The organism is Pantoea alfalfae (assembly GCF_019880205.1).
GTDB classification, from domain to species: Bacteria; Pseudomonadota; Gammaproteobacteria; order Enterobacterales; family Enterobacteriaceae; genus Pantoea; species Pantoea alfalfae.
Window position 1 is genome coordinate 3,139,492 of the sequence record NZ_CP082292.1, and the last position, 12,823, is coordinate 3,152,314.

15 protein-coding genes are annotated in these 12,823 nt (G+C 59.4%); 3 read left to right on the plus strand and 12 right to left on the minus strand.

All coding sequences use genetic code 11. The features are described from left to right. Positions 1 to 115 precede the first annotated feature (115 nt). Positions 116 to 1,315, minus strand: coding sequence for an S-methyl-5-thioribose kinase (gene mtnK / locus K6R05_RS14835; protein ID WP_161734507.1), 1,200 nt, complete (start codon positions 1,313 to 1,315; stop codon positions 116 to 118). 121 nt (positions 1,316 to 1,436) lie between these two features. Here mtnK and mtnA point away from each other — a divergent pair, with 121 nt between their 5' ends. Further along, entirely contained in the window at positions 1,437 to 2,459 is a 1,023-nt protein-coding gene (gene mtnA, locus K6R05_RS14840) for an S-methyl-5-thioribose-1-phosphate isomerase (RefSeq protein WP_222924480.1), read from the plus strand. 56 nt (positions 2,460 to 2,515) lie between these two features. On the opposite strand, the gene K6R05_RS14845 is transcribed toward mtnA, so the two are convergent. From K6R05_RS14845 to K6R05_RS14855, 3 genes are read right to left on the minus strand one after another with little or no spacing between them, the layout of a single operon-like run. Next, positions 2,516 to 3,058, minus strand: coding sequence for a 1,2-dihydroxy-3-keto-5-methylthiopentene dioxygenase (locus K6R05_RS14845; RefSeq protein ID WP_061061694.1), 543 nt, complete (start codon positions 3,056 to 3,058; stop codon positions 2,516 to 2,518). A 1-nt stretch (position 3,059) separates the two neighbouring features. Then, the gene (gene mtnC, locus K6R05_RS14850; protein WP_222924481.1) at positions 3,060 to 3,743 is read right to left on the minus strand and encodes an acireductone synthase; all 684 of its coding nucleotides are present in this window, start codon (positions 3,741 to 3,743) and stop codon (positions 3,060 to 3,062) included. Further along, positions 3,740 to 4,354, minus strand: a complete 615-nt coding sequence (locus tag K6R05_RS14855; protein WP_161734515.1) for a methylthioribulose 1-phosphate dehydratase — start codon at positions 4,352 to 4,354, stop codon at positions 3,740 to 3,742. The genes mtnC and K6R05_RS14855 overlap by 4 nt, the downstream gene beginning before the upstream one ends. A gap of 341 nt (positions 4,355 to 4,695) precedes the next feature. Here K6R05_RS14855 and K6R05_RS14860 point away from each other — a divergent pair, with 341 nt between their 5' ends. Then, positions 4,696 to 5,856 carry a pyridoxal phosphate-dependent aminotransferase gene (locus K6R05_RS14860; protein ID WP_222924483.1) on the plus strand — a complete coding sequence of 387 codons (1,161 nt, stop codon included), beginning with the start codon at positions 4,696 to 4,698 and terminating at the stop codon, positions 5,854 to 5,856. Further along, complete coding sequence (locus K6R05_RS14865; RefSeq protein ID WP_161734519.1) at positions 5,844 to 6,611, plus strand: amidohydrolase; 768 nt, start codon at positions 5,844 to 5,846, stop codon at positions 6,609 to 6,611. Before K6R05_RS14860 ends, K6R05_RS14865 begins: the two co-directional genes overlap by 13 nt. 23 nt (positions 6,612 to 6,634) lie before the next feature. On the opposite strand, the gene uraH is transcribed toward K6R05_RS14865, so the two are convergent. Genes uraH through K6R05_RS14905 form a run of 8 tightly spaced genes read right to left on the minus strand, consistent with a single transcriptional unit; the run spans position 6,635 to position 12,802 of the window. Next, entirely contained in the window at positions 6,635 to 6,970 is a 336-nt protein-coding gene (gene uraH / locus K6R05_RS14870; protein ID WP_161734521.1) for a hydroxyisourate hydrolase, read from the minus strand. Then, positions 6,967 to 7,461, minus strand: coding sequence for a 2-oxo-4-hydroxy-4-carboxy-5-ureidoimidazoline decarboxylase (gene uraD / locus K6R05_RS14875; RefSeq protein ID WP_222924485.1), 495 nt, complete (start codon positions 7,459 to 7,461; stop codon positions 6,967 to 6,969). Before uraD ends, uraH begins: the two co-directional genes overlap by 4 nt. Positions 7,462 to 7,463: 2 nt before the next feature. Next, on the minus strand, positions 7,464 to 8,717 hold the full coding sequence (gene hpxK / locus K6R05_RS14880; RefSeq protein WP_222924487.1) for an allantoate amidohydrolase: 1,254 nt from the start codon (positions 8,715 to 8,717) through the stop codon (positions 7,464 to 7,466). Further along, positions 8,714 to 9,949, minus strand: coding sequence for a pyridoxal-phosphate-dependent aminotransferase family protein (gene pucG / locus K6R05_RS14885; RefSeq protein WP_222924489.1), 1,236 nt, complete (start codon positions 9,947 to 9,949; stop codon positions 8,714 to 8,716). Before pucG ends, hpxK begins: the two co-directional genes overlap by 4 nt. A gap of 20 nt (positions 9,950 to 9,969) precedes the next feature. Further along, positions 9,970 to 10,701: an amino acid ABC transporter ATP-binding protein gene (locus K6R05_RS14890; protein WP_061061686.1), complete on the minus strand. Its 732-nt coding sequence runs from the start codon at positions 10,699 to 10,701 to the stop codon at positions 9,970 to 9,972. Beyond that, positions 10,682 to 11,338 carry an amino acid ABC transporter permease gene (locus K6R05_RS14895; protein ID WP_161734556.1) on the minus strand — a complete coding sequence of 219 codons (657 nt, stop codon included), beginning with the start codon at positions 11,336 to 11,338 and terminating at the stop codon, positions 10,682 to 10,684. Before K6R05_RS14895 ends, K6R05_RS14890 begins: the two co-directional genes overlap by 20 nt. After that, entirely contained in the window at positions 11,338 to 12,006 is a 669-nt protein-coding gene (locus K6R05_RS14900; protein ID WP_161734529.1) for an amino acid ABC transporter permease, read from the minus strand. Before K6R05_RS14900 ends, K6R05_RS14895 begins: the two co-directional genes overlap by 1 nt. Before the next feature lie 10 nt (positions 12,007 to 12,016). Continuing rightward, on the minus strand, positions 12,017 to 12,802 hold the full coding sequence (locus K6R05_RS14905; protein WP_161734531.1) for a transporter substrate-binding domain-containing protein: 786 nt from the start codon (positions 12,800 to 12,802) through the stop codon (positions 12,017 to 12,019). Between the last annotated feature and the right edge of the window lie 21 nt (positions 12,803 to 12,823).

Consider the following 12,823-nt stretch of genomic DNA (forward strand, 5'->3'; position numbering starts at 1 on the left):
CGAGCGAGCCAGGGATGGCTTTAGCGACTTTCCGATCTGACCCTGTTACCGGCGCGGTCACACTCTTACAGCCAGCCTTTGATTTACCTGAAAGCCGACATCATGTCGGCTTTTTTTATCCCGCCTGACGGATGCGGGCAATCAGCGCATCCACATCTTCGACGTGATCGGCTGCCAGAATCAGCGTACGTCCCAGGTTAATCGCATTGCGGATGCAGTCGGTACGCATTGCCGGATCGGCAATCAGCTTCATATCCGCCACGTGAGACATCCCCACCGTGCGGCGAATCAGTTCGGTGCCGCAGTAACCGATGGTATCGGCCCACACTTTACGCAGAAATGCTTGCGAATAGCCTGGATAAGCCAGCGCCTCATCGCGGGTCTTCTCTGCCGCCAGCGCCAGGAAGCCTGACGCAAAGGTCGTCCAGAGGGTGTGAACATCGCTGAGACGCTGCTCGCGTGCATCGGCGGCCTCACGCGGAGGCAGCAGACCCGGCAGGCCGCAGTAGTTAATCAGCAGGTTGCCGATGGCGGTGCCGACATCAAAACCGATAGGGCCAAAATAGCCAAATTCTGCATCAATCGCTTTCAGGCTGCCGTCCGCAACGAAAATCGAGCCGCTGTGAATATCGCCATGCAGCAGCGCTTCAGCATGGGCAAAGAAGCGATGTTTAAGGCCGCCCACCGCAATGCGCAACGCATCGTCATCACGCAGGCTGGCGACCAGGGGCTCAAGCGCAGCGGGATAGCTGTTGCGCTCATGGTTGGTGTAAGGATCGTTAAAGAAAAGATCTTCGGTGATTTCACACATTTCCGGATTAATGAAACGCGCCACTTCCGCCTTTTTTTGATGCGGATGCAGGATGAAGTCGGAAGTATGGAACAGGGTCTGCGCCAGATAGTCGCCTAACTGCTGCGCCGCTTGCGGGTAATACGCGCCTTTCACCAGCTCGCCGCGCCAGATGCGATGGCTGGAGAGATCTTCCATCACCATCACTGCCAGCTCCGCATCATAATGGGTGATCTTCACCGTATGCTGCGGACAATATTTGTAGTGTTCGACCAGGGTCTGCGCTTCCAGCCGCGCCCGATCCAGCGTCAGTGGCCAGGACTCCCCTACGCAGCGCACATAGGGCAGCGCCTGCTTGACCACCACCCGACTGTTGCCCTGATCGTCATAAATTTTAAACACCAGGTTAAGGTTGCCATCACCAATCTCTTCTGCGCTGCTCAGCGCGGCAGGATTGTCCACGCCGCCAAATTGTCGGGCATATTCCACAGCATCAGCAGCAGTAAAGGTACGGTATTGCGACATTGCCTGTTCCTTATCATTCGAAGGGGGTCACTCAGGGATAATAAGCCGTTCAGACGTCTATACATCCGTTCAGCATGTTGGCACAATACGCATCATTAACGCAACATGGATTTCACCCACAATGCAGACACTTCAAACCACCAGTTTACAGATTCGTGACAATCAGCTCTGGATTCTGGATCAGCAGGCGCTGCCGCAGCAGAAGAACTGGCTGCCCGCGCACAGCGTGCCTCAGCTGATTGAACATATTCACGCGCTGCGGGTGCGCGGTGCACCGCTGATCGGCCTCTCCGCCTCGCTGCTGCTGGCGCTGCTGGCAGAACAGGGACTGACGCGCGCTGAACTGGCGCAGGCACTGGAGACCCTGCGTGCCGCCCGCCCTACTGCGGTCAATCTGATGAACAACCTGGATCGGATGAAAGTGGCCTTGGCACAGCCAGACTTTACCCCCGCGCTGGCTGAAGAAGCCTGGCGGCTGGTGCAGGAGGATAAGCTGCTGTGTGATGCCATCGCTGACGCGGGCTGCACGCTGGTGAAACCCCATAGCCAGTTGCTGACCCACTGCAATACCGGCGGGCTGGCCACCGCTGGCGTCGGTACGGCGCTGGGCGTGATTGCCCGCGCCCATCAGCAGGGGCTGATTAAGAATGTCTGGGTGGATGAAACCCGCCCGCTGTTACAGGGCGGCCGGTTAACCGCCTGGGAGCTGGGCGAACTGGCGGTTCCTTACACGCTGATCACCGATTCCATGGCCGCCAGCCTGATGGCCCGTGGAGAAGTGGATGCGGTGTGGGTCGGCGCTGACCGCATTGCCGCCAACGGCGATGTGGCGAATAAAATCGGCACCTACAGCCTGGCGGTGCTGGCGCATTATCATCAGATTCCGTTTTACGTAGCGGCCCCACACACTACGCTGGATCGCAGCTGTCCTGATGGCGCAGCGATTCCCATTGAGCAGCGCGCCGCCAGCGAAGTGACGGGCGTAGCCGGCAGTTTTGGCAGCGTGCAGTGGGCACCGGAAGCGGCAAAGGTTTACAATCCGGCGTTTGATGTTACGCCCGCCGCCCTGATCAGCGGCTGGGTGCTGGATACCGGCGTGGTCACGCCTGACCAGGTACAGAACGGCATCTTCCAGCCGCAGTAACGGTCTGCAAGGCGTTTACCGTGAGCGGCAAACGCCTTGCGAAAACGACGGGCTGATTACGCCAGACGCGGATAGGCATCCGCAATCTTATCGCCGGTAAAGTTCGCTACCCAGCCTTCCTGATTATCGAAAATACGGATAGCCGTGAAGTGCGGTGACGATCCCATATCAAACCAGTGCGGCGTGCCCGCGGGCACCGAGATCAGATCATTTTTCTCGCACAGGATCTGCAGGATCTCACCATCCAGATGCAAGCAGAACAGCCCGGCCCCCTCGACAAAGAAACGCACCTCATCTTCACCGTGCGTATGCTCATTGAGAAACTTCTCGCGCAGCACGGTTTTCTGCGGATTGTCGGCACGCATGCTGATCACGTCCCAGCTCTGATAGCCCTTCTCCGCCACCAGCCGATCAATCGCATGCTGATAGGCGTTGATCACCGTTTCGGCATCCGGGTTCTCACCCAAATCGCGATCGGCTTCCCAGCGCTCAAAACGGACACCTTTAGCATTCAGGCGGTCACGAATCGCTTCCGCGTCAGTGCTGTGCCACACCGGCTGGCTGGCTTCGCGGTCGGTAAAAATAGTCAGTGCGCTCATCCTAAATCGACTCCGGGTTAATCTGGGTAAAATCAGTCACCTGACGATGGCGGCTCTCGTCGTCCGCTTCGCCACGCAGTAATTGCATTGTCTGCCAGCCCGCCTCTGCGGCGGCATCCAGCTCCTGATGAATATCGGAGAGAAACAGCAGCTGCGCCGCTGGCCGACCAATTTCAGCGGCGATGGCGCGATAAGCCGCGACTTCGCGTTTGGCACCCACGTGCGTATCAAAATAGCCGCTGAACAGGCCAGTAATATCACCTTCGTCGCTGTAGCCAAATAACAATTTCTGCGCCGCAACCGAGCCGGAGGAATATACATAAAGTTCAATGCGCTGCGCCTTCCAGTGGCGCAGCGCAGGCAGGACGTCGGGATAGAGATGACCGGTAAAACTGCCGTTCACGTAGCCGTCACGCCAGATCATCCCCTGCAGCGCTTTCAGGCCGGTGGATTTGCGATCCTGGTCCATAAAGCTCAGCAGAATGTCCGTCACCCCGTTCAGATCGGCCTGCGGCTGATCGGCCTCTTCACGCACCGACTGCAGCGCCGCTGCCACCTCGGGCTGGTGCGCATTGTTACGCACGAAGTCCGGCAGGTGCTGGCGGGCATAGGGAAACAGGATGTTATGTACAAAGCGGATATCGCTGGTGGTGCCTTCGATATCAGTAACAATGGCGCGAATCATGCTTTCTCCAGCAGGCGACGTTGACGTTCACATTCGAATAAAAATTCCAGACCTTCCAGATGACGGCGGGCTTCGCTGACATCCTGGCCCCAGCAGGTTAAGCCGTGGCCGCGCAGCAGAAAGCCATAACGCAGCGGAAAGCGGGCAGCGTAATCTTCAATTTCTGACGCCAGCGCCGTAATGTCCTGGCTGTTGTCGAAAACGGGAATCGCCAGGGTATCCAGGTGGGTGTGCTGGCCGCTTAACGATTTTTGCATCTCATAGCCATGCAGCAGCAGCGCCGCACCCTGCTCCACCCGCGACAGTACGGTCGAATTGACCGTGTGGGTGTGCAGCACCGCGCCCGCCTCCGGAAAGAGGCGATAGATCATCGTGTGCAGCCCGGTTTCTGCCGACGGCTTACGGCCAGAGAGCGACTGGCTGGTGGCGATATCGACCTCGATAAAGTCATCCCGCGTCAGCGTGCCTTTATCTTTGCCCGATTCACTCAGCAGGCAGACATGTTCATCACGGCGCACGGACATATTCCCGCCGGTGGCCGGTGCCCAGCCTTTCGCCCCAATCCAGTGACAGGCGGCGACCAGTTGATCTAACGGAAGACTCTGCGACATAAAGGTTCCTTGCGGTGAAATATAATTCCGGATAAGTACGGGTAGCCAACGCCGCCGACGCGCAGCTCATGACGCATGTAAATGCTAAATGGACCGTGTGTAACATGGCGCATGTAAATGCGAAATGATCCGCATCTCAGCGAGGCAGCAAGTGCGCGCATCCCCGTGAGCTGACACTTGTCAGTGACCGGGGTAAGCAAACGAAGCTAACGAAGCTGAGGTGTGGAGCATGACGCATTTAGCCGTCTAAGCGTCTTGATTGCCAAATACTACCATCCTGTTTATAGTGGCACAAACACCGGGTGACACCGCATCAATCTTCGCGCTTAAGGCCTGACACCATGACGCAGCACAACCTGATCCCCGAGAGTAAACTCCCTCTGCTCGGCACCACGATTTTCAGCCAGATGAGTGCGCTGGCGCAGCAGCACAACGCCATCAATCTCTCACAGGGCTTTCCCGATTTCAGCGGCCCGGACTATCTGCAGCAGCGACTGGCGTATCACGTCAGCCAGGGCGCGAATCAGTATGCGCCGATGACCGGTGCGCTGCCGTTGCGTGAGGCGATTGCAGAGAAAACCGCGCGACTTTATGACTATCGTCCGGATGTTGAGGCGGAAATCACGGTGACGGCGGGCGCAACAGAAGCGCTTTATGCGACGATTACCGCGCTGGTGCGGCCAGGCGATGAGGTGATCTGCTTTGATCCCAGCTACGACAGCTATGCCCCTGCGGTGGAGCTGTCGGGCGGCGTGATGAAACGCATTACGCTGCAACCGCCCGCTTTTCGGGTGGACTGGCAGGCGTTTGCTGCGCTACTGAGTGACAAAACCCGGCTGGTGATCCTGAATACGCCGCACAATCCTTCGGCCACCGTCTGGCAGCAGCAGGATTTCGCCGCGCTGTGGCAGGCAATTGCTCAGCACCCAATCTATGTGCTGAGCGACGAAGTGTATGAGCACATCTGCTTCGATGAGACGGGCCACGCCAGCGTGCTGGCCCATCCTGAACTGCGGCAGCGCGCCATTGCGGTATCGTCGTTTGGCAAGACGTTCCACATGACCGGCTGGAAAGTGGGTTACTGCATTGCCCCTGCGGCAATCAGCGCCGAACTGCGCAAGGTGCATCAGTACCTGACCTTCTCGGTGAATACCCCGGCGCAGCTGGCGATCGCCGATATGCTGCGTGAGCATCCGGAACACTATCTTGAGCTGCCGGCGTTCTATCGCGATCGCCGCGATCGACTGGCGACGGCACTGAGCAACAGCCGCTTTAAGGTGCTGCCCTGCGAAGGCACCTACTTTTTGCTGGTCGATTACAGCGCCATCTCCGATCTGGATGATGTCAGTTTCTGCCAGTGGCTGACCCGCGAAGTGGGCATCGCCGCGATTCCCCTGTCGGTGTTCTGCGCCGATGCTTTCCCCTATAAACTGATCCGCCTCTGTTTTGCCAAACAGCCGGCGACATTAGATGCCGCCGCGGAGCGCTTATGTCAGCTTTAAAAATTACCGTTTTGCAGGAGACGCTGAGCTGGATGGATGGCGAGGCCAACCTGCGCCATTTTGACGCGCAGCTGGCCGGATTCACCGGACGCGATCTGATTCTGCTGCCAGAGATGTTTACTACCGGCTTCGCGATGGAGGCGGCAAAGAGCTCCCTGCCAGAGGCGCAGGTGGTTGAATGGCTGCATCAGCATGCCCGTCGCACCGATGCGCTGATCGGCGGCAGCGCGGCAATCCAGACCGAAAACGGCGCGGTAAATCGTTTCCTGCTGGTCGAGCCGGACGGCACGCTGCATCAGTATGACAAGCGTCACCTGTTCCGCATGGCGGACGAGCATCATCACTATCTGCCTGGTGAGCAGCGTCAGGTCTTTGAGTGGCGCGGCTGGCGCATCCTGCCGCAAATCTGTTACGACCTGCGCTTCCCGGTCTTCTCGCGCAACCGCAACGATTACGATCTGGCGCTCTATGTCGCCAACTGGCCTGCGCCACGCGCGCTGCACTGGCAGGCGCTGCTGTTAGCGCGGGCGATTGAAAATCAGGCGTATGTGGCAGGCTGTAACCGCGTCGGCAGTGACGGCAATCAGCATCACTATAGTGGCGACAGCCAGATTATTTCGCCGCAGGGCGAGATCCTTAGCGCAGCCGAGCCGCATCAGCGCGCCCGACTGGATGCTGAGCTGTCGCTGGACGCACTTAATGCTTACCGCGAGCGTTTTCCGGCCTGGCAGGATGCGGATCGTTTTTCGCTGTAAATCGCAGGCGCGGCCATCAGCCTTTAACTGCCGCGATAAGTTGACCACGACCAGGGCGAAATCAGAAACGGCAGGTGAAAGTGGCTGCCCGCCTCGGCAATGACAAAATCGATCTGCGCGCTGACGTAGAGCGCATCCCGACCGGCGACGGCAAAATAGTCGCCAATTTCCGCCGTTAAACGGTAATGACCCGGCGTAAGCGGCTCAGGCGTCAGATCTTTCAGACGTCCGTCGCTGTCCGTTTCACCCTGAGAAATCGGAAACCACCCTTCCGGGCTGTTCTGCTCCAGTGAAATCGCCACGCCGCTGGCCGGTTTGCCCAGCGCCGTGTCAAGAATATGGGTCGTCACGGTACTCATTGCATCGTCTCCTTCAGGCGTAACAGAGTAATTTCACGCAGCTGGTCCAGCGCCTCCTGCTGCTCGGTAACCTCACTATTCTGCAACCGGCGCTGCAACTCTGCCAGCATCTGCTCGCCGCTGCGCCCTCTGGCGCGTATCAGGAACACCCGGCCAAAACGCGCTTCATATGCCTGATTGCCCTGCTGCATCGCCTGTTGCAGAGCGTGATCGGCCTGCTGCATTGCAGACTGCTCGCCGCGCGACAACGCGGCTTCTTTATCTGCACCGTTTGCGCGTTCACCGATGCGCGGATGTGCCGACAGTGCGGCCTCCAGTTCAGGCTGCTGCCACTGACGCGCCAGCGCATCGGCAGTTGCCAGTAATGCATCGGTGGTGGCAAAAGGCCGGGCCGCCACCAGCGCCTGTTGCCAGTGCGGGAGCGCCACACAGTGCCGGATGGCCGCCTGCGCTTCGACAGCGGAAAGCTGATTAAATGCGGCTAATTCCATGTTCAGCTCCGTCCGGCAATCAGCGAGACCGCCTGTAAATAAGCCTGCAGCGCAGGTGCCACATCTTCCACCGCCACCGACTCCGCCGGATGATGGCTGATGCCGCGATGGTTACGCACAAATAACATGCCGACCGGCCAGCGTTCAGCGATGGCGATAGCGTCGTGCCCGGCGCCGCTCGGCAGCGACAGGCTGCGACCCTGCACCGTTTCAACCGCATGGCTCAGCGCCTGTTGCAGCGCAGAGTCACAGGCGGTGGCACCGATGCGATAATATTCGTTCGACTCGAAGCGAAGTCCACGGCGAAGCGCAATCGCCTCGGCCTGGGTTAACAGGCTGGAGAGTAGCGTCTCCAGCGGATTATCCAGCGGACCACGCACGTCCAGCGACAGTGATATCTCACCCGGAATGACATTGACCGCCCCCGGCGCGCAGTTAATCGTGCCGACGGTGGCGACCAGCTGCGGGTCCTGCTCACGCGTCGTCTGCTCGATAAACACCATCCACTCGGCAGCGGCGGCCAGCGCATCTTTGCGATGGGTCATCGGCACGGTGCCCGCATGGCCCGCTTCTCCGGTAAAACGGCAGTTGAGCCGGCGCGCACCGTTGATCGCCGTAACCACGCCCAGCGCCAGATCCTCCTGCTCCAGGCAGGGGCCCTGCTCGATGTGCAGCTCAAGATACCCGACGATATCGTCAACCCGCCGTGCCGCAGAGGCGATTCTGTCGCTATCGAGCCCGACATCGGCCATCGCCTGCGCTACGGTGATGCCGTTGCCGTCAGGATGGGTCACCCAGCTTTGCGGCCAGCTGCCAGTAATGCCACGACTGCCGAGCAGCGTAATGCCAAAACGGGTGCCCTCTTCGTCGCCGAAACCAATCACCTCAATCGCCAGCGGCAGGCGGCACTGATGTTCGTTAAGCCACTGCACGGTTTCAATGGCGCTGAGTACGCCCAGCATTCCGTCGTAGCGACCGGCGTTGCGCACCGTGTCGAGATGCGAGCCAAGCAGCAGCGCAGGCGCACCCGCTTCTGCCGCCTCGTAGCGCCCGCAGATATTGCCGACCGCATCCTGCCACACCTGCATTCCCGCCGCCTGCATCCATTCACCGACACAGGCGTTGGCGCGCAGATGTTCTGGCGAGAGGTAGACGCGGGTCAGCCCCTCAGCCGTTTCGCTGATCGCCGCCAGCGCATCGCAGCGCGCCATAACGCGCTGTGCAGCGGCCTGGGCTTCGCTGGCGCTCATCATCATGCGTGGCTCCCGTAGTGATCCCAGGCGGCCTGCGCGGCGGCACCCTGTGGCGTGCGATAGCCGACATAGGTCAGCACCGTTTCCAGCGCGGACAGCGTCTGCATCACGCAGTCTTTGCGCGCGTTGTAGCCCATGGTGCCGATGCGCCACACCTTGCCATGCAGCGGGCCAAACGAGGTGCCAATCTCAATGCCGAAATCTTCCAGCATCAGTTTGCGCACCTGATCGCCATTCACGCCAGACGGGATCATCACGCCCAGCACGTTGTTCATTTTGTTTTTCAGGTCGCCGAAGGTCTTCAGCCCCATCCCCTGAATGCCTTTCAGCATCGCTTCACCGTGCAGTTTGTGACGGGCGATGCCGTTATCCAGCCCCTCCTGCAGGATCAGACGGGCGCACTCGCGCGCGCCAAACAGCGCACTGGTGGCTTCGGTATGATGGTTGAGCCGCTCCGGGCCCCAGTAATCCATGATCATGCCGAGATCAAAATAGTTGGAGTAGATCATCTCCTCTTCGCCATCCTGATGTGCTTCGGTGCGGATCCCCTGCTCTACGCATTTGCGTTTGCGGATCACGGCTTCCATCTCTGCGCTCAGGGTGATCGGCGAGGTACCCGATGGGCCGCCCAGGCATTTCTGCATCCCCGCCGAGACGGCATCCAGTCCCCAGGCGTCCGTTTCCAGCGCGTTACCCGCCAGCGACGCGGTAGCATCGGTGTAGAACAGCACGTCATACTGTTTGCAGATTGCGCCTAACTGCGCCAGCGGCTGCAGCATGGTGGTCGAGGTGTCACCCTGCACGGTCAGCAGCAGGCGCGGTCGCACTTTTTTAATCGCATCTTCGATCTGGTCCGGGGTAAAGACTTCACCCCACGGCACTTCAATGGTGTGGACTTCCGCACGACAGCGGCGGGCAATTTCGCACAGCAGATGACCGAAGCGGCCAAACACCGGCACCAGCACTTTGTCGCCAGGCCGGATCGATGACAGCAGAATGGCTTCGATACCGGCGCGGGAGGTGCCGTCAATCAGCAGCGTCCAGCGGTTCTCTGTGCGAAACACGCCGCGATAGAGCGCCATCACTTCATTCATGTAGTGGGTCATCGCGGGATCGTACTGCCCCAGCAGCTGACTCGACATGGCGCGCAGCACGCGGGGATCCGCGTTGATCGGCCCAGGTCCCATCAGCAGACGCTGTGGCGGATTGAGTTGCGGGTAGTGATTGATATCCATCTTCCTTTCCTTTTTCAGAATCAGAGGCGAACCGAAGAGATAAACTGCTTAAGTTCCGGCGTCTGCGGCTGGGCGAACAGCGTTTTACTGTCGCCCTGCTCCCAGACACGCCCCTGATGCATAAAGACCACACGATCGCCCACGTCGCGGGCGAAGTTCATTTCATGAGTGACGAGGATCAGCGTCATTCCCTCTGCCGCCAGCTGCTCAAGAACTTTGAGCACTTCGCCCACCAGTTCGGGATCGAGCGCGGAGGTGATCTCATCACAGAGTAAAACTTTCGGCGTCATCGCCAGCGCACGGGCAATCGCCACGCGCTGCTGCTGACCGCCGGAGAGGCTGGCAGGATAGTAGTTAAGGCGTTCGCCCAGCCCGACCTTCTCCAGCATCTGCGCAGCCAGCGCCCGGCACTCGGCCTCGCTTTTCTTCAGCACACGGCGTGGCGCCAGCATGACGTTCTCCAGCGCCGTCATGTGCGGGAACAGGTTGAAGCTCTGAAACACCATCCCGACCGAGCGGCTGATTTCACGCGCCTGCGAATCGCGGTCGGTGATCGTCATCCCGCCGAGCTTGATGCTGCCCTCCTGATAGCCTTCCAGACCGTTCATGCAGCGCAGCAGCGTGCTTTTACCCGATCCGCTGCGACCGATGATCGAGATCACTTCGCCCATGTCGATATCCAGATCCACGCCTTTCAACACATGGTTGTCGCCGTAATATTTTTGCACCTGATTAATGGTGATGAGCGGCATTGAATTTTTTCTCCAGATACTGGCTGTAGCGAGACAGCGGATAACACATCAGGAAGTAGCCCAGCGCCACCAGCCCAAAGACTTTAAACGGCTGATAGGTCACGTTGTTCAGAATGGTGCCGGCTTTAGTCAGCTCGATGAAGCCGATAATTGACGCCAGCGCGGTGCCCTTAATCACCTGGACCGCGAATCCTACGGTCGGGGCGATACCGATGCGGATCGCCTGCGGTGCCACTACCCGCCATAGCGTCTGACCGAAGGTCAGGCCGAGGCAGCGCGACGCTTCCCACTGCCCTTTCGGCAGGGCGCGGATGCTGCCGTACCAGATGTCGACCAGAAAGGCGCTGGTGTAAAAGGTCAGCGCCAGCGAGGCGGCGGTCCAGGGCGCGACATCAATACCAAACAGGCCGACGCCAAAAAACGCCAGGAACAGCTGCATCAATAGCGGCGTGCCCTGAAACAGCGCGGTGTAACCGCGTACCGCGCGTGTCAGCCACTTACGCTGCAGCAGTCGCAGAAACAGCAGCGGCAGCGTCACCAGCGTGCCGCCGACAAAGGCCACCAGCGACAGCAACAGAGTCCAGCGCGCCGCCAGCAGCAGATTGCGCAGGATGTCCCAGTCGGTAAAGGTCGTCATCATGATGCCTGCACTCCAAACCATTTACGGCCAATCGCCAGCAGCAGATGGCGCATCGCAATCGACAACGCCAGGTAGATCAGCGTGGTCACCAGATAGACCTCAAAACTTAAGAAGGTGCGCGACTGAATCAGGTTGGCTGCGAAGGTCAGCTCCTCATAGGAGACCTGCGACACCACCGACGAGCCCAGCATGACGATGATGCACTGACTCACCAGCGCCGGATAAATGCGCTGCAGCGCAGGCGGCAGCACGACCCGCAGAAAGGTCTGGCTGCGGGTTAATCCCAGCACCCGTCCCGCTTCCCACTGCCCTTTGGGCGTCACCTGGATCCCGGCGCGGATGATCTCGGTGCTGTAGGCGCCAAGATTGATCAGCATCGCCAGCAGCGCCGCCTCACCCGCAGTGAGTTTCAGCCCCAGCGCAGGCAGACCAAAAACAATAAAGAACAGTTGCACCACAAACGGCGTATTGCGGATCAGCTCGACATAGATGCCCCACAGACGGCTCATCCAGCTCGGTTTGCCGCTGCGCAGCGCGGCGCCCGCAATGCCCAGCGCCACGCCACCGGTGGTCGCCAGCACCGTCAGCTGGATGGTGACCCACAGACCGGAGAGCAGCTCCGGCCAGTAGGGCCACAGGGCGGGAAAGTTAAGTTGCCCGATCATGAATCCGTCCTCAGGCGCCGAGGTTCGCAGGCAGCGGTGCTTTCAGCCACTCTTCAGAGAGTTTATTCAGCGTGCCATCTTTAATGCCCTGCTCAATCAGTTCATTCACTTTCGCTTTCAGCGCAGGCTCATCTTTCTTCAGGCCGATAAAGCAGGGTGAATCTTTCAGCATAAACTGCGCGACGGGCGCTTTGGCCGGATTCTGGCGCGCAATGGCGGCGACGACCAGGTTGCCGGTCGCAACATACTGCACCTGACCGGAGAGATACGCAGACAAGGTGGTGTTGTTGTCTTCATAGCGTTTCACCTGCGCATCTTTCGGGGCCACTTCGCTGAGCACCATGTCCTCTACCGCACCGCGCGTGACGCCAATCGACTTGCCGCTCAGAGCCGACGCCGCTTTAATTTCATCGCCTTTCGGACCGAAGACGCCCAGAAAGAACGGCGCATAGGCGCGGGTAAAGTCGATCACCTTTTCACGCTCGGGGTTTTTACCCATGCTGGAGATAACCAGATCGACCTTGTCGGTTTGCAGATAAGGCACGCGGTTGGCACTGCTGACCGGCACCAGCTGCAACTTAAGTTTCATCTGCTTTGCCAGATATTTCGCCGTGTCGATGTCATATCCCTGCGGCTGCAGGTCAGTGCCGACCGAGCCAAACGGCGGGAAATCCTGCGGCACGGCGACGCGGATGACGCCGCGCTTCTGGATATCCTGCAATTGATCGGCCAGCGCACTGCCCGTTTGTGCCATCAGTAATGCCGCTGTCGCAACCGCCATCAAAACTTTTTTCATTATGCACCCCGGTGAGATTAA

Bases quoted from the DNA above. Each gene is read 5' to 3' on its own strand.
- K6R05_RS14845 (WP_061061694.1), bottom strand. From the start codon at position 3,058: ATGAGCGCACTGACTATTTTTACCGACCGCGAAGCCAGCCAGCCGGTG.
- mtnA (WP_222924480.1), top strand. From the start codon at position 1,437: ATGCAGACACTTCAAACCACCAGTTTACAGATTCGTGACAATCAGCTC.
- uraH (WP_161734521.1), bottom strand. From the start codon at position 6,970: ATGAGTACCGTGACGACCCATATTCTTGACACGGCGCTGGGCAAACCG.
- hpxK (WP_222924487.1), bottom strand. From the start codon at position 8,717: ATGATGATGAGCGCCAGCGAAGCCCAGGCCGCTGCACAGCGCGTTATG.
- K6R05_RS14895 (WP_161734556.1), bottom strand. From the start codon at position 11,338: ATGACGACCTTTACCGACTGGGACATCCTGCGCAATCTGCTGCTGGCG.
- K6R05_RS14860 (WP_222924483.1), top strand. From the start codon at position 4,696: ATGACGCAGCACAACCTGATCCCCGAGAGTAAACTCCCTCTGCTCGGC.
- mtnK (WP_161734507.1), bottom strand. From the start codon at position 1,315: ATGTCGCAATACCGTACCTTTACTGCTGCTGATGCTGTGGAATATGCC.
- K6R05_RS14905 (WP_161734531.1), bottom strand. From the start codon at position 12,802: ATGAAAAAAGTTTTGATGGCGGTTGCGACAGCGGCATTACTGATGGCA.
- mtnC (WP_222924481.1), bottom strand. From the start codon at position 3,743: ATGATTCGCGCCATTGTTACTGATATCGAAGGCACCACCAGCGATATC.
- K6R05_RS14855 (WP_161734515.1), bottom strand. From the start codon at position 4,354: ATGTCGCAGAGTCTTCCGTTAGATCAACTGGTCGCCGCCTGTCACTGG.
- K6R05_RS14900 (WP_161734529.1), bottom strand. From the start codon at position 12,006: ATGATCGGGCAACTTAACTTTCCCGCCCTGTGGCCCTACTGGCCGGAG.
- pucG (WP_222924489.1), bottom strand. From the start codon at position 9,949: ATGGATATCAATCACTACCCGCAACTCAATCCGCCACAGCGTCTGCTG.
- K6R05_RS14865 (WP_161734519.1), top strand. From the start codon at position 5,844: ATGTCAGCTTTAAAAATTACCGTTTTGCAGGAGACGCTGAGCTGGATG.
- K6R05_RS14890 (WP_061061686.1), bottom strand. From the start codon at position 10,701: ATGCCGCTCATCACCATTAATCAGGTGCAAAAATATTACGGCGACAAC.
- uraD (WP_222924485.1), bottom strand. From the start codon at position 7,461: ATGGAATTAGCCGCATTTAATCAGCTTTCCGCTGTCGAAGCGCAGGCG.